Origin of the sequence: Agarivorans sp. DSG3-1, assembly GCF_046774965.1 — a bacterium.
In the GTDB taxonomy this organism is placed as follows: Bacteria; Pseudomonadota; Gammaproteobacteria; order Enterobacterales; family Celerinatantimonadaceae; genus Agarivorans.
The window spans coordinates 3,871,793-3,891,561 of the sequence record NZ_CP177241.1 but is presented as its reverse complement, the minus strand read 5'-3'; the positions used below and the strand labels follow the sequence as shown (position 1 = coordinate 3,891,561).

General features: G+C 42.5%; 20 protein-coding genes. 8 read left to right on the top strand and 12 right to left on the bottom strand.

Translation table 11 applies throughout. The annotated features are described in order from the left end of the window. Window positions 1–142: 142 nt before the first annotated feature. Entirely contained in the window at window positions 143–1,735 is a 1,593-nt protein-coding gene (locus ACLD71_RS18085; protein ID WP_303550915.1) for a cation:proton antiporter family protein, read from the bottom strand. A 20-nt stretch (window positions 1,736–1,755) separates the two neighbouring features. After that, a complete protein-coding gene (locus tag ACLD71_RS18080; protein WP_137674630.1) occupies window positions 1,756–2,505 on the bottom strand; it encodes an HAD-IIA family hydrolase in 750 nt (249 codons plus the stop codon). 135 nt (window positions 2,506–2,640) lie between these two features. On the opposite strand from ACLD71_RS18080, the gene ACLD71_RS18075 reads away from it, so the two are divergent. From ACLD71_RS18075 to lpxM, 3 genes are all read left to right on the top strand, one after another. After that, window positions 2,641–3,660 carry an adenosine deaminase gene (locus ACLD71_RS18075; protein ID WP_411991556.1) on the top strand — a complete coding sequence of 340 codons (1,020 nt, stop codon included), beginning with the start codon at window positions 2,641–2,643 and terminating at the stop codon, window positions 3,658–3,660. A 64-nt stretch (window positions 3,661–3,724) separates the two neighbouring features. Continuing rightward, on the top strand, window positions 3,725–4,054 hold the full coding sequence (locus tag ACLD71_RS18070; protein ID WP_137674628.1) for an antibiotic biosynthesis monooxygenase family protein: 330 nt from the start codon (window positions 3,725–3,727) through the stop codon (window positions 4,052–4,054). Window positions 4,055–4,141: 87 nt separating this feature from the next. Further along, the gene (gene lpxM / locus ACLD71_RS18065; protein WP_137674627.1) at window positions 4,142–5,089 is read left to right on the top strand and encodes a lauroyl-Kdo(2)-lipid IV(A) myristoyltransferase; all 948 of its coding nucleotides are present in this window, start codon (window positions 4,142–4,144) and stop codon (window positions 5,087–5,089) included. Between the two features lie 15 nt (window positions 5,090–5,104). Here the strand turns inward: lpxM and ACLD71_RS18060 are convergent, their stop codons facing one another. From ACLD71_RS18060 to ACLD71_RS18050, 3 genes are all read right to left on the bottom strand, one after another. Continuing rightward, window positions 5,105–5,788 carry a DUF2982 domain-containing protein gene (locus ACLD71_RS18060; RefSeq protein WP_411991555.1) on the bottom strand — a complete coding sequence of 228 codons (684 nt, stop codon included), beginning with the start codon at window positions 5,786–5,788 and terminating at the stop codon, window positions 5,105–5,107. A gap of 101 nt (window positions 5,789–5,889) precedes the next feature. Further along, on the bottom strand, window positions 5,890–6,186 hold the full coding sequence (locus ACLD71_RS18055) for a DUF1244 domain-containing protein (RefSeq protein WP_137674625.1): 297 nt from the start codon (window positions 6,184–6,186) through the stop codon (window positions 5,890–5,892). 86 nt (window positions 6,187–6,272) lie between these two features. Further along, a complete protein-coding gene (locus tag ACLD71_RS18050; protein WP_137674624.1) occupies window positions 6,273–7,262 on the bottom strand; it encodes a DUF2333 family protein in 990 nt (329 codons plus the stop codon). 291 nt (window positions 7,263–7,553) lie between these two features. Here ACLD71_RS18050 and ACLD71_RS18045 point away from each other — a divergent pair, with 291 nt between their 5' ends. Beyond that, window positions 7,554–8,105, top strand: coding sequence for an outer membrane beta-barrel protein (locus ACLD71_RS18045; protein ID WP_411991554.1), 552 nt, complete (start codon window positions 7,554–7,556; stop codon window positions 8,103–8,105). On the opposite strand, the gene ACLD71_RS18040 is transcribed toward ACLD71_RS18045, so the two are convergent. Next, window positions 8,102–8,395 (bottom strand): hypothetical protein, encoded by a 294-nt coding sequence (locus ACLD71_RS18040; protein WP_411991553.1) that lies wholly within the window; start codon window positions 8,393–8,395, stop codon window positions 8,102–8,104. The genes ACLD71_RS18045 and ACLD71_RS18040 overlap by 4 nt on opposite strands. 118 nt (window positions 8,396–8,513) lie before the next feature. Next, a complete protein-coding gene (locus ACLD71_RS18035; protein WP_411991552.1) occupies window positions 8,514–9,926 on the bottom strand; it encodes a cellulase family glycosylhydrolase in 1,413 nt (470 codons plus the stop codon). A 546-nt stretch (window positions 9,927–10,472) separates the two neighbouring features. Between ACLD71_RS18035 and ACLD71_RS18030 the strand changes: the two genes are divergently transcribed. Further along, window positions 10,473–10,907 carry a universal stress protein gene (locus ACLD71_RS18030; RefSeq protein WP_303512950.1) on the top strand — a complete coding sequence of 145 codons (435 nt, stop codon included), beginning with the start codon at window positions 10,473–10,475 and terminating at the stop codon, window positions 10,905–10,907. A 202-nt stretch (window positions 10,908–11,109) separates the two neighbouring features. Here the strand turns inward: ACLD71_RS18030 and ACLD71_RS18025 are convergent, their stop codons facing one another. From ACLD71_RS18025 to ACLD71_RS18005, 5 genes are all read right to left on the bottom strand, one after another. Further along, window positions 11,110–12,150, bottom strand: a complete 1,041-nt coding sequence (locus ACLD71_RS18025) for a polysaccharide lyase family 7 protein (protein WP_411991551.1) — start codon at window positions 12,148–12,150, stop codon at window positions 11,110–11,112. Window positions 12,151–12,824: 674 nt separating this feature from the next. Next, complete coding sequence (locus ACLD71_RS18020) at window positions 12,825–13,166, bottom strand: PBPRA1643 family SWIM/SEC-C metal-binding motif protein (RefSeq protein WP_411991550.1); 342 nt, start codon at window positions 13,164–13,166, stop codon at window positions 12,825–12,827. A gap of 261 nt (window positions 13,167–13,427) precedes the next feature. Continuing rightward, the gene (gene yfcE, locus ACLD71_RS18015; protein ID WP_411991549.1) at window positions 13,428–13,973 is read right to left on the bottom strand and encodes a phosphodiesterase; all 546 of its coding nucleotides are present in this window, start codon (window positions 13,971–13,973) and stop codon (window positions 13,428–13,430) included. 140 nt (window positions 13,974–14,113) lie between these two features. Then, on the bottom strand, window positions 14,114–14,734 hold the full coding sequence (locus ACLD71_RS18010) for a GDSL-type esterase/lipase family protein (RefSeq protein WP_411991548.1): 621 nt from the start codon (window positions 14,732–14,734) through the stop codon (window positions 14,114–14,116). A gap of 104 nt (window positions 14,735–14,838) precedes the next feature. Beyond that, the gene (locus ACLD71_RS18005; RefSeq protein WP_137674616.1) at window positions 14,839–15,180 is read right to left on the bottom strand and encodes a zinc ribbon domain-containing protein YjdM; all 342 of its coding nucleotides are present in this window, start codon (window positions 15,178–15,180) and stop codon (window positions 14,839–14,841) included. Window positions 15,181–15,663: 483 nt separating this feature from the next. Between ACLD71_RS18005 and ACLD71_RS18000 the strand changes: the two genes are divergently transcribed. The 3 genes from ACLD71_RS18000 (at window position 15,664) to ACLD71_RS17990 (ending at window position 19,747) form a co-directional block, all read left to right on the top strand. Further along, a complete protein-coding gene (locus ACLD71_RS18000) occupies window positions 15,664–17,325 on the top strand; it encodes a SulP family inorganic anion transporter (RefSeq protein WP_411994878.1) in 1,662 nt (553 codons plus the stop codon). A gap of 501 nt (window positions 17,326–17,826) precedes the next feature. Continuing rightward, window positions 17,827–19,035: a reverse transcriptase family protein gene (locus tag ACLD71_RS17995; protein ID WP_411991547.1), complete on the top strand. Its 1,209-nt coding sequence runs from the start codon at window positions 17,827–17,829 to the stop codon at window positions 19,033–19,035. Then, window positions 19,025–19,747 carry a retron Ec48 family effector membrane protein gene (locus ACLD71_RS17990; RefSeq protein ID WP_411991546.1) on the top strand — a complete coding sequence of 241 codons (723 nt, stop codon included), beginning with the start codon at window positions 19,025–19,027 and terminating at the stop codon, window positions 19,745–19,747. Before ACLD71_RS17995 ends, ACLD71_RS17990 begins: the two co-directional genes overlap by 11 nt. Window positions 19,748–19,769: the final 22 nt, after the last annotated feature.

The window sequence follows — 19,769 nt, the reverse complement described above, 5'->3', positions numbered from 1 at the left end:
TTTGTCCAAATATTGCTTTCAATTTGCCAAGATCAGAAATTATTGCAAGCCCTGATTGAGATTTTTTGCTAAAAAAAGCCAGAAAACTAATAAAATTTAACAAACTGGCTATTTTTATAAGTCTTTTCGCAAATATTCAGCTTTATTTCTGTGGTTTGTTGTTTTCAATGAGCTGATTGTGAACATGGTCAGCAAAACCTGCACCGGCTTCATTGTATAAGTTAAATACTTCGTCAGCCCCTAGGCGCTTTAACTTCTCTGCGTCGTCGGCAAATTGAGCAATGGCTGCAATTTTTGCATTAAACGAGCCTTTTTGAAGTTGTTTTAGTGCGTACTGATTACCATGGTGATGAGGCATGGCTAAAAGCACTAATTTTAAATCTTTAGAGGGGGCCAGTTTTTCCCAAAAATCAGAGTCCGTTGCATCGCCTTGAATGACGGCGCGACCACTTTCTATTTGGTGCTGAATCTTTTCTAAATCAGTATCAATACCAATCACTAGGTCTGGGTAGTACTGCTGTAACATGTCATAAGCACCTTCACCAATACGTCCCATGCCTAATATAACTACCTGCATTTGGCCGAGCTCTATCGGTTGGTCTTCCAGGTGCAATTTAGAGCGTTGTAAACGTTTAAGAGAAGGGCGAATAAACTGATAGATAATATCGGCATTTTTGTGAATGGGTGCGGATACCAAAAAGCTAATACTAACCGCCATCGCTAGTGTGGCCATCCAAGAGGCGTCAACCCATTGCAGCTGAACCGCGACCGCGGTGACAATCAAACCAAATTCACTGTAGTTGGCTAAGCTCATTGCTCCTAAAAATGCGGTGCGAGAGCGCAATCTAAACCGCATTAAATAGAGTAAGTAGAATCCGGATTTAATCACCAAAATACCTACAAAAAATAATGCGATATATATTGATTCCACACTCAATTCGCTGGAAAGGCCAATTGATAGGAAGAAGGCTACGAGGAATAGTTCTTTGAAGCTAAACAGCGCTTTTGCCATACCACTAGCAGCAGGGTGGCCAGCCAGTAACATTCCAATAATAAGAGCGCCTAAATCAGCCTTTAAACCCACTAAGTCAAATAACTGAGCGCCTAATACAAAGGTGAGGAAAAAGCCGAGTACTAGCTGTAATTCGCCGTGTCCCACTCGATTAAGTAATCGATACAGCACTGGGCGAAGTGGTAACAGTAGCAATAAGAAAGGCGCATACATGGTTGGAAGTTTGCCGGTGGTGGCGGCTAAAAATACCACTGCGAAGATATCTTGCATGATCAATATACCAATGGCCACACGACCATAAAGTGCATTCATCTCACTCTTATCTTCTAATACTTTTACCGCAAACACGGTACTGGAAAAGCATAGAGCGAAAGACAAAACCACAATGCCTGTGCTTGATAGCTCGCCAATACTACTAATACCAAACCATTTAACCGCAGATAAGGCACCTACAAACAGCAGCATATTGGTTGCCATATGTGCGGTAGCTGTGCCCCATACTTCGCGCTTGAAGAGGGTTCTTACATCAAGTTTTAAACCCACTGTAAACAACAGCAGGGTGACCCCTAAATCGGCTGCAGTAGAAATTAGCTCGTTTTGCTCGAAACCAATCTCTCGCAGAATAAAGCCTGCAGCTAAAAAACCAATTAATGGGGGTAAGTGAGCCAAATGAGCGAGAAAGCCCGCCAAAAACGTCACTGTTATAAGTATAGAAATATCCATTTATCGTTAAATCTTTATTGTTATATTATGTCTATAGCGGCTACGTTGGGGAAAACATAGTTAGGTCTAAAGGGTACCATTTCAATGTCTGCTTCACTGCTCACACCAGATAACACCAATATCGTTTCTAAGCCAGCTTGAAAACCCGCCAGAATATCGGTACGTAAATTGTCGCCAATAATTAAGGTTTCTTCAGCATGTGCGCCAATTTTATTTAAGGCTGCTCTTACTATCCATGCACTTGGTTTACCTACAACAAAAGGTTGGCGACCTGTAATGCGTTCAATGGGCGCGCACAAAGAACCACAAGCGGGGCTCATATTGGGGCCATGTGTATCTGGGTTAGTGGCAATAAATTGGGCGCCTTGTGCAACAAACTTCGCGGCATGTTGAATCATGTTCCAGTTGTAGTTCTTGGTTTCGCCAACAACAACAAAGTCAGGGTTAATATCGGTAATGGTAAATCCTGCACTGTATAATTCATGAATGAGCGCACCTTCGCCAATCACATAGGCTTTATTACCTTCTTGACGCTTTAAGAAATCGGCAGTGGCCATGGCGGAAGTATAAAAACAACTCTCTGGGATATCTACGCCAGCAGTTTGAAAGCGGTTTTGTAAATCTTGCGGTGTTTGAGCGGGATAATTAGTTAAAATCACCAACTTAGTGTTATTGGCCAGTAAACGCTCGATAAATGCCTTGGCTCCGTCTATCAGTTGGTTGTCGTGTAGTAGTACACCGTCAATGTCACAAATAACTGCTTTGCTCATTCTTTTTCCTTAGAACCAGTATTATCAGTAGTTCAGGGTACCGTAGTGTGGCTAAAAAGCGTTAGAGAAAAATAACCTTAGGGCAACAAATAGCTTATATTCTTTACTATCCAAGCAGTTGAAGGGGAAGCATTGATGATCAATCAGCAAGAGTTTATTAAAAAAATACCAAAGGTTGAGTTGCACCTTCACATAGAGGGCAGCCTAGAACCTGAACTTATGTTTAAGCTAGCTGCTCGAAATAAGATTGAGCAGCCATACTCTTCGGTAGAGTCGCTTAAAAAAGCTTATCAATTTAACAATCTGCAAGAATTTCTCGACCTTTACTACCAAGGTGCAGAGGTGTTGCAAACTGAGCAAGACTTTTATGACCTTGCTTGGGCCTATTTTGAAACCTGTCATCGCGATAACGTGCTTCATACCGAAGTGTTTTTTGACCCTCAAACGCATACTGAGCGTGGCATTGCGATGGCTACGGTCATTAATGGCTTAACCCGGGCGAAACAGCAAGCTGAAAAACAATACGGTATTAGTTGCGAATACATTTTGTGTTTTTTGCGCCATTTGTCCGAAGCGTCTGCGATTCAAACCTTAGAAGCGGCAAAACCATTTTTGGCGCAGATCATTGGCGTTGGCTTAGATTCTAGTGAACAAGGGCATCCACCCGAGAAGTTTCAAAGGGTTTTTTCCATGGCCAAACAACTGGGGCTTAGGCGTGTCGCACATGCTGGAGAAGAAGGACCAGCTTCTAACGTAGCAAGCGCTTGGGAATTGTTAGATGTGAGCCGAATAGACCACGGCGTTCGTTGTTTAGAAGATGCAGCGTTAGTTAAACAGTTAGCTAGTGCACAAATGCCTTTAACCGTTTGTCCTTTTAGTAACGTAAAACTAAAAGTGGTGGAACACCTTAGCGACCACCCATTGCCCAGTATGATTGCAAACGGTTTGGCAGTGACGATTAACTCTGATGACCCCGCATATTTTGGCGGCTATTTGCTAGATAACTTACAAGCGTGTAGCCAAACCTTTAACTGGGGCAGAGCACAAATAGCCGCATTAAGTTACGCCGCAGTCACTGCTAGTTACGCCAGTGAAGTAAGAAAAAGTGAGTTAAGTCAACTAATTGACAACTGTTTAGCAGAGTTTAGTCAGTGAGCTTGTATTTTATTGGGTGCTCGCGCCATAGTTAGTATTCAGCTGACCAATAAGGAGATTATCGATGTTTGTTGTGTTATTTCGTTGGAAGTTAAATGAAGAGCATATTCAGTCATTCAAAGAGGGGTGGTCGGAGATTATCCATTTTAACGTAGATAAGTGTGCTGCTTTAGGCTCGCGTTTACATAAAGCCTCTGACGGGACATGGATTTCCTATTCACAATGGCCAAGTAAACAGCACTGGTTACGCTCTAAAGAATCTGAAACCATGGTTGTGGAAGCACGAAATAAAATGCGTAAAGCGATTGTTTGGCAAGATGAACCGCTGCTGATGTCACCGCAGTTAGATCATTTTGTATCCAGCAGTTTAGATGCAACTAAATCTATTTTGTAGGCTCTGCCACTTAGTAAACTTGCTTTAGCGCTGTTGGCGGGTAAACTGACGCGCTGTTTCAACCATAAAAGGCTGTGTTGTTAGGCTATGTCTAAGTTTGAATCTCAAGCATTTTCTATTTCTTTTTCTAAAGCTTGGTTAGCCCCTAAACATTGGGGCACCTGGCTTGTGGGTGGCCTAATTATTTTACTGGCTTTTGTTCCTGTTACTTTACGCGACCGATTGGCAGTAGCCGTTGCCAACCGAATTTTTAATCTAAAAGCCTTAAAAAAACGCCGCGCTATCGCCGACACTAATCTCAAGCTGTGTTTTCCTGACATGAGCGCCACCGAGCGCGAGCAATTGATGCGCAAAAATATGCAAATATTTGCCCAGCTCATTTTGGGTGCGGGTGAAATGTCTGTTCGCTCTAAACGTTATTTACAAAACCGCATTGTGGTTGACGGTGAAGAGCACATTAAGAACATTCTCGATAACAACGAAAACTTCATTATCTTGTTACCACACACCTACCCAGTGGATTTCTTAGGCACTTACTTTTGTACCCGTGGTCACGACATGTGCACCATGTTTAAAAAAACAGGCGATCCTATCGTTGATTGGGCGATGGCCAAACAGCGTACCCGTTTTGGTGGAGTGATATTTGAGCGTAATGCCGGCATTAAAACCCTGATTAAAGCTACTCGTGCTGGTTATGGTTGTATTTATTTGCCCGATGAAGACTTCGGTCCAGAAGCCAGTCTAATGACACCGCTGTTCGAAACGACCAAGGCTACGCTGCCAGTGTTAGGGAAAATGACCAAGTTAAGCGGGGCGAAAGTGCTACCCATTTATGCTGGTTATGATAGTGAGCTGCATAAAGTAAAACTCTATGTTCACCCAGCGATGGAAGGCTTTCCCAGTAAAGATGTTGAACATGATACTTTGCGTATGAACCAAGAAGTAGAGAAGTTGATCTCTCGCTCTCCTGAGCAGTATATGTGGACCTTAAAGCTGTTTCGTACCGTTGAAGGAAGTGACCAGCCGCGCTACTAAGCTGCGACTTGTCGATTAACTATTGGTGATTGCGCGACTTTTGTAGTTGCGCACTAAGGCCACAAAATCCTCAGGCTTTCGATCAAGAATATCTTGGTCGATCAATAAATCGTAACCTGTTAGTTCTCGTAGCTTCTTCATGCGATTGGCAAACATACCGGTTAGCCCGGTATAAATTTTCCCACTACTCGATTTAAAATAATCATCTTCTATAAGATGGTCACTTACTTGGCTGTCTTGGCAATGCTGACAGCTTTTTCTCAGGGATGCGAGCAGCGCTGCTCGTTGTTCTGTAAGCAAATGGGCAGACAATCGAGGGGATAAGGTATCAAGCAAGTAATCGGGTTCAGACAAACGTAGACCGATGTAATTCATGTCTTGCCAGTTTAGTCCGTCATGCAGGCGAGGAATGTCGATGCGTTGCAATTTGTCCCACGGCAAGCACCAGCCTCCGTAGCGATGGTGAAACTGCAGATGGTCGTAACAAAGCACCACCGAGTAAACGGGCTGCATCCATTTTTCTACTCCAACCCGTATGCCTAGATAGGCGAGGAAAAATAGTACCGAGGCCACAATAGATACCAGTACAGCAGGTACATACAAGGTACTAATGCCTACTAAGGTGAGTAAAGAGCCGGCAAGTATTAAGGTTTTGGCGTTATTGCCGGCGTTGCTTTTAATCCATACTGACTTTGGCATGATGTTACCTCAATCAATTATCGCTGTACTTAGTGATACGGACCGGACGCAGTAAACGTTCATTACAGCTGTCGCGATTTTGCTTATCAGTAACCTTAGTGCTATTTGGCCTTGGCAGCTTCTTTGGATTTAAATACTGCCATTTGCTCTTCGGTGGCTGGCAGTTGGTGATGCTCTTTCCATTCAGAGTAAGGCATGCCGTATACTTTTTCGCGTGCTTGCTCGTAGCTTAAGGTTTCACCGTGTTCTTCGGCAGCGCTTACCATCCATTTTGCCAGGCAGTTTCGGCAAAAATCAGCCAAATTCATCAGTTCAATGTTTTGAACTTCTTTGTGTTGGTCTAAGTGTTCGAGTAAACGCTTAAAGGTTGCTGCTTCAATTGCTTGTTGCTTGTCCATGTTACATTCCTTATTTAAAGTGAATTTAGTGTAAATGGACAAAAGCAGCGAATCAACGCTGCTTTTATGTGGGTATTGAGGAGGGCTTAACCTTTGGTGAGTAGATTGTTCAGGTTAATAATCGCTGCGTTGGCACGAGACACATAATTTGCCATAACCAAAGAGTGATTAGCCATTAAGCCAAAACCGGTACCGTTTAGAATCATTGGACTCCATACGGTTTCTTGAGTGGCTTCCAATTCGCGAACGATTTGGCGAACCGCAACCGTGGCATTTTTCTTTTCTAATACGCCTTTAAAGTCTACCTCTACGGCTTGGAAAAAATGCAATAACGCCCATGCTTCGCCGCGTGCTTCATAAAACACATCATCTATTTTCCACCACGACGTTTTCACCATCGACTCTGTTGGAGTAAAGGTAGACTGAGAAGCACCTTCAGAGCCCACTAGGCTTGTATTAATTCGCTCTCGACCAACCGATGCAGAAAGCTTTTGCGACATACTTCCAAGGCGAGATTGCACTTCGCCTAACCACGTCACTAAGTTGTCGGCACGGGCGTAAAACTGAGCATTAGGGTCAGTGGGGTCGGCCAACTGCGTGCGATAAACCAGTAAGGCGTCTATTGCATCTTGGTATTCCCGCTCGGCACTGGGTAATTGCCAGCTAGTATGGTCAATATTAAATTTGGGTTGAGCAATTTTAAGCTGTGCGTGTTCAACGGATTGCGCTTGAGAGCGGCTGAAGTCTTTACGCATAATTAGCGATAAATCGCGTACTTGGTTTAACGCGCCTAACTCCCAACTTGGCATGTTATCCATTAATACACTGGGTAGCATTTTGTCGTTACTTAAATAACCACCAGGTTTATTGAGTAGGGTTTCAGCTACAAACATTAGTGCGGTAGTGGTGGCGTAACCTGTTACTACTTCTTCACCATTCGCTAAGGCTTGTTCCTGCACATATTCTTTTACATTTACTCGCTCAGGTTCGCTGCTCCAAATAACCGCGATGATGTAATTGATAATAAAGAAGACTAAAAAGAAAATAATAACCTTGCGGCCAGTAAGCTGGAACATAAACACGCCCTCGAGAAGATTTATGTTCTCAGCATAGTCAAGTAAGCAATTTAATCAATAGCTTATGCTAAAACTAATTAACAAAAAATCGTTCAAAATTTTTAGTTTACTGCTTGATGTTTAAACGCTTATCACTGGATTAGCTCATTAAAAGGTGAACTTGCTAGCAAGATAATCTAAAGAATGGCTAGTTGATAGATTTAGCAGTTCCAATATGGTGGCTATCCTGAGAGTATATGCTGAAATTTAACGCTTACATGGAGGTAATGATTTTAAAAGGTAATGATTGTAGTGCTTATCTCCAGAGCTTTAACCCTCAAGCTTGTTGCTCTAGTATCGGCTTGTTCCACTAGTGCAGCGATTGCAGTAGAGAATAACCAAGAAAACCCAGCTAATTACCCTTGGGCGGCCGCTTTTTTAGATTATCAAGACGCTGTTCAGCCAATGATTGGCCTTACTGTGGCGGTAAATCACTACGATAAACAATATCCTCGCTGGGGATACTACCTCGGTGTTGCTAAGTCTAAAGAAGATGACCTTGGTTTAACTGCTCCCGCTGAGGGGAACCGCGAACTCACCATGCTGCGTTTGGGTGTTAGCTATAGCCTCACTAATGATTTGAGTTTATATGGTGGTGGGGTACTGCTAGAAAATACCACTGAATACACCGATGGTATCACTCAATATTGCACCGATTGCGAGCCTGAATGGCATACCGATACCGATAAAAACTGGGGTGGAGAAGTGGGCTTTCGTTATACCTTAACTCGCCACTTTGTGCTGGGCGTAGGTTATAACTCTACCACTGAGGGTGGGGTATTCAGCATAGGCTATCGCGGTTAAGCCGAGATAATTTGATTACGCACCAACCCACGTTTTACATTGTTACATAGTTTGCCGAAGCGCCGGATTTCATCAAATTTTGGCTGAACACCGCGCTTCATGGCGTGCTCCCAATAACTGAGTTCAGAGTCAACCAGCTCTAAAAGCTTTTTAGGGCAACCAATGCAGTTATTGGCGGTGCCACATACAAAAGTGTCTTCTTCATAGAGAGGAAACTCTCTTTTTACCTGAACAATAATATTCTTCATCGCGGTAATGCGGTCTGGTTTTGCGTGCATCAAACTGGCCATAGCAAAACGCTTATTGTACTTCGCCAAAGTAGTTTGTGAATTGAGCTAAAGAGGAAATTTGTATGATTTATAAGGCAAGGTTTTAGCCCCAAAACAAGCTTGTGTTGGGGCTAATGGCTTATTGGCAGGCAGAGTTAAAGCGGCTACTGTCTTGCAGGCTGTACTCGCAAGAGCCATTGATGATGCACTGATAAAGGTTATTGTTGTAGCTGTTGGTATGGTGATCATAAATTTTAAACCAACCGCCATCATCCCACACCGATGCAGGAATGCCTTCAGCGCGAGCGTACTTGTAATCAAGGGCCTCATACCAAGCACGGATATTGTTGCAATCCATTTGGCTTTTAAACTTGTTCCAATTGGTACCCCATTCACTAATGTAAATCGGCATACCTTGCCCAATGCCATTTGCCCAGCTTTTCATCGTATCAATCGGTCTTTTAATATCGCTTTCTGACCAGTTGGTTTTTAAATTACCTTCGCCATGAAATGACCACGGGTTGTAGTGGTGGAAAGCTGCCATTACGTAAGGATCGTTACCACCGCCTACTTGGTCTAGGTTCGGCCATGTGCGAGCCATTTCATTGGCCGCGAACCATTGGTTACCACCTATCACTACAATGCGATTGGGATTTATTTGTCGAATCTTATTGTAAGCTAGCCCCGTCATATGGCGAAGGTTAGAGGGCAGCATGGGGTTACCATTGGTGAAATGTGGTTCGTTAAGAACTTGAAATACCAAGCGGTTGCTGCGGTTTTGAAACAGCTGACTAATGTCTTGCCACAGCGTTTCAAGCATTTGATAGTTGTTATTGTCTTTAATTATTGCTTCGTGGTGAGCATTAATCACTACGTACATATCATCGTATGACAATGCGTGGTCTACGGTTTTAACGATCTCTTTAAGGCGACTGTTGTTGAGGTCGATGTTGCCATTGTTATCTGCGATTCTTGAACCATTAATGTCTATGGTCCAGCTAATAGGAATGCGGACGTTTCTAAAACCTTGCTGATAGTAGGCATCAATTTTTCTCGAAGCTTCAGCGAAAGTCGCGGGGTGTTGCTGGTTATCAAACATTTGGCCAAGATTAAAACCGGTCCCCATGGCCGCAGCGGCATCTATTGCTGTAATGGCTGGTTCAGTGCCGCCGCCAGCTTGGGCATTACATACTTCACCGCTAATGAGTGCTTGTTCGGCTTTGTCTCCGCTAGTGCTTCCTTGAAGGCCAAAAGTTACCGACTGCCCTGGTGCAATAGCGCCATTCCAAGAAAGGTTAGAAGCAGTGTAAGGTTTTGCGCCGCTTAAATTGGTGTTCCAGCTAGAACTAACTGTGGAGCTCTCATATTGCCAGTTCACCACCCAACCATTTATAGCAGATTGGCTGGTATTGCTAATTGTAACCTCAGCTTGAAAACCATTATTCCATTCTTTTATCACTGTGTACTCAAAGTTAGACGCTTGCGCATAAGGCGCAGCAGCCACCAGTAACAGTTGGGCAACGAGTAATCTAGACGTCCTTGGCTTGGTCATAAAATAGCTCTCTTGGTAATTCATCAATGAAACGAGGAGTGACTGGTAAAGTGAAAATGCTACAGTAAGCCAGATTTTATGTAAGTAAGCGCCTTCAAGAAAACCCCTGAAATAACTTTGAAACTATCGACTTTTCATCAAGATATTTAAAGCTAGTTCACACTTTAGGGGGCAAAGCTAGCGCCCTAAAAAGGGATAACCATTGCGATTTTTGATTCGCTAGCACCGACACTTATTACGTTGCCACAATTTTTGAACCTGTATTCAGTGCTTTAAATGTTCAATAACGACATAAGCCAAAGCCAGCATTACGCAGGCTTTTTTGTTTTTTGATGGAGGCTGAAAAACTTAACTACATGAACGGTTAGTCGTGAAAAGGCTGGTGGTAGCAGGCCTAACATCAGCGGCTAAGAAGGTTATTAAGCCCAAATAATGACCAAGCGCAAGTTAGCTTAAAATAATCCCTTGGCATGTGCGCGAAGTCCGTCTAGGACGTATTTCTGCTGCTAAACTTAAAGTGATTAAATAAATTACGAGGAGCACGTCATGAGCTATCGTCACATTTTAGTCGCCGTCGACCTCTCTGAAAACAGCAGACGAATAATCGACAAAGTTACCCTCCTAGCAAAACCACTCGATGCCAAAGTGTCACTGATTTTTGTTGATGAAAGCGCCAACGATTCAGCATTCAGTGGGCTAATCGATCTTGATCTAGCCGCTATTGAACCGATGCATCCTAGCCTAAAAGAGTTTGCGAACAAGCTTAACGCCTTGGTGGTGGATACCAATTATCCCATCGAGAATCAGTTTGTTATGCAAGGTGATTTAAGTGCTAGTTTAGATGAAACAGTGGCAGAGGTAGGGGCAGACTTAATCGTTTGTGGTCATGATAATGGGTTCTGGCATCGCTTAGCCTCCAAACATCATGAGCTGGTAAACAACGTATCGATAGATCTGCTAGTTATCCCCATCGATCAATGAGCTACTAAGCATAATACTAATCGGGCGTAGCGAGAGTCCGATTAGTATTACTTTGTTAAAGCGACATCGGCACTAAGTTTTTTGTAGTTCGATTATTGATGAAGATTTAAGTGTTGTAGCTTTTACTTGTGATCAAAAAAGCCCTTGGCACTTTCATGCTAAGGGCTTCAGTTTATCTATTGAATAATCTTGTTACTTAGCCCTATTGAATAAGGTTAAGTTTGTAGAAGCTGACTTGTGTGTAATCACCCGCATCTAAGCCATTGTTACTGCAGCCCGAGCTCCAAGTATTGGTTTTAGGTTTAACATTACATTGGTTGTAAGCACCCGCTTTAAAGTACATCCAATCTTGTGCGTAGCTAGTATCAAGTTCCGAGGCTGAATTTGGTTGTGCAAGGTTAACTTTGTACGTGACTACTTGCTCATTGAGCTCACCAGGGTTTTTGGTGAAAGTAAGGTTCATTATGTTATCTACTATGTCGACATTGTACGCAAACAATTCACCTAGCTTAATGCCGCCAACGGGGTCTTTATCAGCTTTGGTTAAATTGTATTGACCGAAGATGTTGTGAGGGATATCGAAACGATCTTTTTTATCTTTCGGGTTAATTTCATAGTTCCAAAATAACGATCCATGTTCGTGGTTTGGCATTTTACGGAAGAAGATTTTCAAAGGCTCGTTTTTAGAGCCGTGAATTTGACCAATTACCACCGAGTGAGCACCCATTTTGACGTCGTTACCACTTAAGCTTACATGATCAACGCTTAAGGCTGCGCTCATGCGCCCACCAATAGAACCATATGCAGCAGCATTATCGTGAGCGGCCACTACAAAGTTGGTGCTTGGGTCTTTGTAACCGGTAGGCAGGTTAACATTTAACATAGCCCGTAATTCGCTACGCGCATTTTTACTATTTGGTGTGGTGACTGCTTCGTTAGGCACTTTAAATACCATTGCGCCAGTGTCGGCATTGGTATAGAACCATTCAGGATGTGAAAACGGGTTTTCCGCATCAGCTAATTGAGCTGCATACACTTCCATGGTTTTACCTTCACGCTCAGGCTTAGTGTCTGGGTAAGGTAGGTTAATTTTCCACTTTCTCATTTCAAAGTTTTGCGCGGGTGCTTTAGAAGCATCCAATTTTGACATTAATTCTAGTTGATAGTCTGTAGGCGCAACTGCTGCGCTGGCGGTACCTGCAAATAAGGCGGCAATAGCACCAGCGATGTAAATTTTTTTCATGATAGTTCCCTGTTAGTTAAATGTAACTCTTAGGCGGAGTTTTCGTGAACAGGTAGGAAGTTAATATATTATTGTATTATTTTTATTGACGGTGTTGGCAATTATTAACATTACCAGGCTGGTTTTTACTATTTCATTTTTAATCCTTGCTGTATTTCACACTTTAAGGCGTGGCTGCTTAAGACTTGTCATGGCGCATAGCTAATAAAGGTAATTGATGGATTAGGAAGTTCAGCAGAAAGAACCTATGGAGCACTAGGATTAATCAACAGGCTTTAAGCGCGAGTCAATTTCTCTATCTAAATGCGACTTTTAGTTTTTAACAAAAGTTTTAATAAAGCATCTAACTAAGCTAAACCGTTAATAAGGGGTGACTATTGCAGCGCCATCTTTTCGACGTGTCTGGGGCGAGCTTGACCTTTTAATCTGGCTTTATGGGTGTAAGTAATACATTAATTGTATGACTTTTGTTGGTGTTTAGGCTAAAGCGTTCGCTGAGGCACAGTGGTGTGCAAGTAGAAAATACAGCCAAAGAATGGTTTATAAATCGGGAGTTTAATGAGTGCGCCAGGTGTTTAGTGGGGTAATGTTCGTGACATGAGTGGCAGAGCTTGGTGAACACGGTGCTATGAGCTTGAGCTCAGCACCGAAGTATCCACGTTTATAAGCTGTAGCTATCCACAACACTTTTTGTATTTTTTGGTGCTGCCACAGGGGCAAGGTTCGTTACGCGCAGGCACTTTTTCAATGGTTACGGGGGCTGTTTTGCTCATGATTGCGTTTAGCTCAGCAATCGACTCTTCAGCTCCTTCGCTAGTATCAACAGTAATGTTGGCAAATAGTTCAGCGTCTGCGACCAATAGTGCGACTTCGTGCTTACGTGCTTCACTGGTAACCACTAAGGTTAATGGGTGTTTCTTGCTGCCAGCTATTGGTCGGGCTTTGGTCTCGTAACCATATTTTATGTGGCTTTGGCGGGCGTCTTGGCGACCTTTGAAAAAGAACTTATCTGACATGACTTAATCCAAATACTATAGAGATAAGCTGTAAACCAGAACGCATGGCTACAGCAAAAGATGCGCGAGTTTAGCATGCTTTACTCGTTAAACCTTTAACAACGAGAAACAGACGCAAGCGATAGATAATCATCGCCACCAAAATTACACTTACCGTAAACTTAGCAAAAACAAATTCGGTGACTTGCTAACCTGAAAATACACACTGTTGTTACGCGTAAACAATAATGAGAGCGGAACGCAATCCAGGTTAAACCTCGGTTAATTTAAGCTGCAACTCACTAACGGGGAGTGATCGTTTAATTTAAGTACTTGTAATTGCTGCTCGGTAATCAACGCATAGCTGGCAGGCCAATCTTGGCGAGGAATAGCCACTGAACCGGGGTTAAGCAGATAATGCTGGTCTTCTAAATTTGCCTGAGGAATGTGGCTATGGCCGCTCACCAATATGTCACCTGCAGCCAATGGCGGAAGATGACTTGGCCCAAAAGTATGGCCGTGACATAAGAACACTTTCCGCGAATCGAGCAGCAACTGATTGTATTCTGCCATTATTGGAAACTTACATAAGGCTTGGTCAACCTCGCTGTCGCAATTTCCCCTTACGGCAATAATTCGTTCGGCTATCGTATTTAGCGCTTCAGCCACTTTTAAAGGTGCGTAGTGCTTAGGTACTGGGTTACGCGGCCCATGATTAAGCACATCACCTAAGCAAATAAAGTGCGAGGCACCGCTACGCTTAAAAGCGGCGAGGGTGTGTTGCAAAGCGTTAAAATCGCCATGAATATCGGAGCATACAAACAACATAATGTATCCTGAACGGTGAGAGGTAAAAACTAAGAGCGTATCAAGAATTCTTTTCACGCTACTTATCTAGGCTCAAACAGCATGTTAATGAGTGTATCTCGAAACACTGTTGTCATCAGCAGTTGTGCGCTTTATATATCTTAAGGTAACTCGATAAATGTATTCGCCAGCGCTTCGCCTAGGGCTTGGTGCTGGACGCTGTTCATATGAACACCATCAAGCAATTTACCGGTGATTATCTGGCTTACGTCTAGGTACCCACAACCCAGTGAGTGAGCAATCGTTTGGTAATGTTCAGCAAGTTGTGTCGATTTATCTTTAGCGCCAGCAAAATGCTGACCAAAGCGGCCCGTTTCGTCTATTGCTGGTGGAGCAAGTAACAATATTTTGGGGCTTAACATTCTCTGATTAACACAATGTTGGTCTAGCTCAACAACCATTCGCTCAAGGTTGTCACTTATTTGCTCTGCAGATAAGTGAAAAGCCGGGTATAAATCATTGGTGCCTAGCATTAATACCAAGCAGTCTGGCTGGTGTTTACTGATGTCTTGCAATAGTGCTTCTATACCGCTGCTTAAACCAAAGTCTGGTGAATTGGGGTAGGTGGTTCTGCCTGGTTGTCCGGCTTCAATGATTTGGTAAGCCTCTCCGAGCAAACTCGCCATCACCCGTGGCCAACGAGAGTCGGCAGGCATACGTTGTCCAGTAGTAGGAGAGTAACCCCAAGTATTAGAGTCACCAAAACACAGTACTTTATGCATCGCTATTGGGCGTTCCTTAAGGTTATGTGGCTAGTTGTATGGTTAAAGGGGGTAAAAAAACCTGCTGGTGCAGGTTTCTATTTTAGCGATAGTGCTTAGTTCAATTAGCTTTGTTTTCTAACAAACTTAGATTTAAGCATCATGTGACCGTGGCCATCTACTTTACAGTCAATGTCGTGGTCAGAATCAACAAAGCGTTTAATTACTGCTTTGGTGCCTACTTTTAGCACTAAAGAAGACCCTTTCACTTTCAAATCTTTAATCAAGGTGACTTTGTCATCTTCAGCTAATAAGTTGCCAACCGCGTCTTTTAATACAATTGCATCTGGGTCTACAACCACTTCGTTTGGATTCCACTCATGAGCGCATTCTGGGCAAATAAGTAGTGAACCGTCTTCATAAACATAGGCTGATTCACAGTTAGGACAAGGAGGGAGATCGCTCATGATAGTTTCTCTTTAATCTTCAATTTATGGTGGCTCAGCAAATGTGTTCATTGAGCCAAAGTAACACTAGGTGCATAACACCTACTTTTTGTAGCGCTATTATAAGGAAGAATAACTCTGCCAGCTAGGGCTTAACCAAGATTGATGTTGGTTTTAACTGACTAAATGATCGACTTTCAGTATTAAGTCAAAATAAGTGAATGGCAAAATCACTTAGATACTTTCATCAATATTGTTGGCTAGTTAAGCCAACAATGAATGACGCACAAGCAGTATGCTAAGCCTAATTATGCAGTTAAATTAGCCATTCCAATGCCTGCCTAAGCTACTTGTAATTGTATTTGGCTAGCCTTCGTGTGAAGGCTTCACTAAAAATATCTAATAACCGCACTATATTCAGTGTTTTAATTCCAAAAGAATTCAATACAATTGGGGCGTCCAAGCAAAAGGAGTAGCGGTTTGGTTAAGGGTAAGTTTGAATCAATGAACATTAAGGGCGATTTGTTTGGTGGTGTTACCACTGCTATCGTCTCACTACCAATGGCTTTAGCGTTTGGTGTCGCATCGGGAGCAGGACCTCAAGCGGGCCTTTGGGGCGCCATTTTAGTAGGCTTGTTTGCCGCGTTATTTGGCGGTTCGCGAACCTTGATCTCAGAGCCAACCGGCCCGATGACCGTAGTAATGGCGGCGGTACTAACCACCATGATTGCCAAACACCAAGAAAACGGGCCCGCCATGGCATTTACCGTGGTGATGATGGCCGGGCTATTCCAAATCGCCCTTGGTGCACTTAAGCTCGGTAAATACATTACCTTGATGCCTTATAGTGTTATTTCTGGCTTTATGTCTGGCGTTGGGGTCATTCTGGTCATCCTCCAATTAGCGCCCTTTTTAGGCCAGTCTACTCCCGCTGGTGGAGCCTTAGGTACCTTACAGGCGATTCCCGACTTAATTCGAAATATGCACTTTGGCGAGTTCCTGTTAGGGCTGATGACCTTAGGTGCGCTCCTGTTCATGCCTAATAAATACAAAAAAATAATCCCTCCGCAGTTGGTTGCGCTGGTGGCGGTTACGTTAGTGTCGATGCTGCTCTTTAGTGACGAGGGTATTCGCCGTATTGGAGAGATCCCAAGTGGCCTACCATCGATTATTTGGCCCACTTTTACTTGGGGCCTGCTTACCGAAATGCTGGTTGATGCCTTAGTGCTAGGCACTCTAGGTTGCATTGATACTCTACTTACCGCAGTAATTGCCGATAGCTTAACCCGCAAAGAACATGACTCTAACCGCGAGTTAATGGGGCAGGGCATAGCAAATACGGTTTCAGGCCTGTTTGGTGGCTTGCCTGGCGCAGGCGCGACTATGGGAACTGTAGTAAATGTTCAGGTGGGCGGAAGCTCTCCGCTCTCTGGCATTGTGCGCGCGGTAATTCTGCTGTTGGTTGTGCTGTGGTTAGCCCCGCTTACCCAGCCTATTCCATTGGCCGTTCTCGCGGGTATTGCCATGTATGTTGGCCTAAATATTCTCGATTGGAGCTTCATTAAGCGCGCGCACCGAGTATCTTTAGTGCCTACTTGCATCATGTATGGTGTTCTGTTTCTTACCGTGTTTGTCGATTTGATTTACGCGGTAGGCATAGGAGTATTTCTTGCCAACGTTATCACTATTGAAAAGCTGAGCCGGGTTCAGGAGAAAAACGTTAAGGCAATATCAGATGCCGACGACGGTGTGCCACTAGAGGATTCAGAGCGCCAGTTGTTAGACCAAGCCAAAGGTCAGCTATTGTTTTTCTACCTCTCAGGGCCAATGATTTTTGGTGTATCAAAAGCCATTGCCAGACAACACGCCGCGGTTGAGCAGTACAAAGTAATGGTGCTAGATCTTAGTGCGGTACCGATGATTGACGTTACTGTGGCGCTAGCGCTGGAAAACGCCATGCGTGATGCCTTAGATGCTGGATGTGAAGTGTTCCTCTACAGCCCTAATGAGCAAACCATGCACCAGCTAGAGAAGATCCAAATCCGCGATTGGATAGATGAAGATCATATCGTAGATAGCCGCACTGAAGCCTTAGAAAAAGGACTAGCGGTGGTGCAGCGTATAAATGCTGAGTCTGAAGTTGAGCAGCAAGGTTCGGCTATTTAACCGCTGTTTGCCTCAAATGGTTATCCGCTGTTTTAGGCATCGCGCTGCATTATCTTTATACTCTGTTGGTCAGGGCCATCCGATCTTGCGCCCTGCAAAAATAGTCTTAGACTTGAGTACTTGCTACTTTTGCAACGCCGGTACGGTGAGCACTGGTTTTTTTGATAGACGAATGCTTCTAAACTTATACGAATTTTCTACTGTTTTTCAGTAGATAATCAAGTGACAAAATAGTTATTGCATTAATAGCACTTAAAGTTAATACTATCAATGCGCAAGCGATTCGCTTGACTTGCTGCAGTCGAACCAAAGATATTTGTATACTGCTCTTAAATGAGCGCTGGTGGTTTTTCATCAGCTTGTGCCAAGGCCACACCCTCTGCTTGCCTCGTCCGTTTGGACCTCTAGTAGTCGAGGACGATAGGCTTAGCCAGAGAAATGGTGGCTGATTTCAAATATCATCGATGAATGCAACACCATTTCTCGATCTCTAGTGTATGAGTGGCTAAGCCTTTATTGTTTATGTATATATTCAAACCCACCAAAAATAGTAAAAACTCAATTTCTAGTATATCCAACTTGTGTGATGCGCTTGATGTTTCAGAAAAAGAGCTTAACCAAGCTTTGGCTTTAAGTGACGAAGATAAATATGTATCAGACTCCGTACCAAAAGCTGACGGTAGTTTGCGAATAATAAATAAACCTCACAATCTTATTAGGAAGATTCAACGTCGTATAAACAAAAGATTGTTTAACAATCTTGTTATATGGCCAAGCTATATTTTTGGTTCTATTCCTAACACCATTAATGAATATGGTGAAGTAACCGAAGCAAAGGATTATGTGAGTTGTGCTAGCAAACACTGTTTAGCAAAAAGTCTCCTTAAAATGGATCTTAAGGATTTCTTTGATAATATTCATTTCGATTATGTGAAAACCATCTTTAGTGATTTTTTTTCGTATCCTGAGGATGTGTCTTCAGTGTTAGCCCAAATATGTTGTAAGGACGAGCACATAGTTCAAGGAGCTTTAACATCGAGTTACATTGCAAGTTTGTGTCTTTGGGATGTTGAACACGAGCTGGTGGTAAGGTTGAAAAGGAAAAATTTAGTTTATACTCGTTTAGTCGACGATATCACTGTTTCTTCAAAGTTATCAAATTTTCAGTTCGATATGACGATAGAACAAATAAAGCTAATGCTACTGGACAAAGATCTGCCCCTCAACAATAAGAAAACAAAAGTATCTTATACTTCAATTGAACCATTAATGGTGCATGGAATGAGGGTTAATTTCAAAGAACCTAGGTATCCGGCTGATGAAGTAAGAAGACTTAGAGCCGCCGTTAATAATGTTGAAAGGCTAGCTTCTGAACCAGGGTACCGGGTTACTTTTGCTTATCGTAAAGACTTTAATCGCTGTATGGGAAGGGTAAACAAACTAAAGCGAGTTAAACATGAAAAACATGAAGTTTTAGTTAGGAAACTAAAACGAATCCTTCCGCTTCCATCTAAAAAAGATCTTAAACGCTGTAAGATCTCTGTAGCTAGACTTGAAGCGGACTACTCGTTAAAAGGCGGTACTTTTTGGTATCGAAAACGTTTTTTTACTGTACATGAAAGGTTGAATGTTTTGCAGCGTGTTTACAGTAAAACTTCTGCTGAGTTGAGAACGAGAATGAAAAAGGTAAAGCCACAGCATGAAGATTGATACAACTAACCCTCAAAAACATTTCATAATTATATTATATTTTGTGTTTTTTGTGACCTTTTTGGGTTTGACGTTCACAACTATTTCGGTTATCCAAAATATATTAGGAAAAGAAATTGTTTGGTCATTTTGCTTTGACAATAATTGTTTAAAAAATACTTATAGTAATTTTGAATACTCAATTAAGCTATTGGTACATACATTTTCTGTCTCATCCTCTTTAATTACGGTTGGTGGTATATATGTGGCATTGCTAAGTTATGTCAACTCTGTGCAGAGTAATAATTTAAATAATCACATATCCCATTTTAAGATTTTTAGTGATTACGTAATGTTGGAACTGGAGAAGCATAATAGGCTAGCGCTATCTTCTTTTGATATATTTAAATGGTATAACCTTATTTTTTCAAAGTCTCGCACTGGTTCCATGAACGTATCAGATAAATATATTTCTGAAATCAAAAGGGTAAATGAAGAAATAATTTTTTCAAATGAGCAATCAAGACAAGCTAAAAATGGAAGTTTTCGTTATAAAAATCATCAAGAAAGAATGATTCAAGCTTTCGATAACTTGGGTATTGCAATAGGCTTTCATCCAAGAAACGATTTTTATGATATCGAAGGGCAGCTGATTGAACTTATTTCAGTTATCAATAAGTCTTTTTGTACTGAAAGCTCAGTTGGTAATTTAAATAAACGTGAATATATATAATATTCTTTCGGAATATGGAGAC

Bases quoted from the DNA above. Each gene is read 5' to 3' on its own strand.
- ACLD71_RS18025 (WP_411991551.1), bottom strand. From the start codon at position 12,150: ATGAAAAAAATTTACATCGCTGGTGCTATTGCCGCCTTATTTGCAGGT.
- ACLD71_RS18075 (WP_411991556.1), top strand. From the start codon at position 2,641: ATGATCAATCAGCAAGAGTTTATTAAAAAAATACCAAAGGTTGAGTTG.
- ACLD71_RS18005 (WP_137674616.1), bottom strand. From the start codon at position 15,180: ATGAGCGATCTCCCTCCTTGTCCTAACTGTGAATCAGCCTATGTTTAT.
- ACLD71_RS18060 (WP_411991555.1), bottom strand. From the start codon at position 5,788: ATGCCAAAGTCAGTATGGATTAAAAGCAACGCCGGCAATAACGCCAAA.
- ACLD71_RS18000 (WP_411994878.1), top strand. From the start codon at position 15,664: ATGAACATTAAGGGCGATTTGTTTGGTGGTGTTACCACTGCTATCGTC.
- ACLD71_RS18050 (WP_137674624.1), bottom strand. From the start codon at position 7,262: ATGTTCCAGCTTACTGGCCGCAAGGTTATTATTTTCTTTTTAGTCTTC.
- ACLD71_RS18010 (WP_411991548.1), bottom strand. From the start codon at position 14,734: ATGCATAAAGTACTGTGTTTTGGTGACTCTAATACTTGGGGTTACTCT.
- ACLD71_RS18055 (WP_137674625.1), bottom strand. From the start codon at position 6,186: ATGGACAAGCAACAAGCAATTGAAGCAGCAACCTTTAAGCGTTTACTC.
- ACLD71_RS18040 (WP_411991553.1), bottom strand. From the start codon at position 8,395: ATGGCCAGTTTGATGCACGCAAAACCAGACCGCATTACCGCGATGAAG.
- ACLD71_RS18080 (WP_137674630.1), bottom strand. From the start codon at position 2,505: ATGAGCAAAGCAGTTATTTGTGACATTGACGGTGTACTACTACACGAC.
- ACLD71_RS18070 (WP_137674628.1), top strand. From the start codon at position 3,725: ATGTTTGTTGTGTTATTTCGTTGGAAGTTAAATGAAGAGCATATTCAG.
- lpxM (WP_137674627.1), top strand. From the start codon at position 4,142: ATGTCTAAGTTTGAATCTCAAGCATTTTCTATTTCTTTTTCTAAAGCT.
- ACLD71_RS17990 (WP_411991546.1), top strand. From the start codon at position 19,025: ATGAAGATTGATACAACTAACCCTCAAAAACATTTCATAATTATATTA.
- yfcE (WP_411991549.1), bottom strand. From the start codon at position 13,973: ATGTTGTTTGTATGCTCCGATATTCATGGCGATTTTAACGCTTTGCAA.
- ACLD71_RS18035 (WP_411991552.1), bottom strand. From the start codon at position 9,926: ATGACCAAGCCAAGGACGTCTAGATTACTCGTTGCCCAACTGTTACTG.
- ACLD71_RS18020 (WP_411991550.1), bottom strand. From the start codon at position 13,166: ATGTCAGATAAGTTCTTTTTCAAAGGTCGCCAAGACGCCCGCCAAAGC.
- ACLD71_RS18085 (WP_303550915.1), bottom strand. From the start codon at position 1,735: ATGGATATTTCTATACTTATAACAGTGACGTTTTTGGCGGGCTTTCTC.
- ACLD71_RS18030 (WP_303512950.1), top strand. From the start codon at position 10,473: ATGAGCTATCGTCACATTTTAGTCGCCGTCGACCTCTCTGAAAACAGC.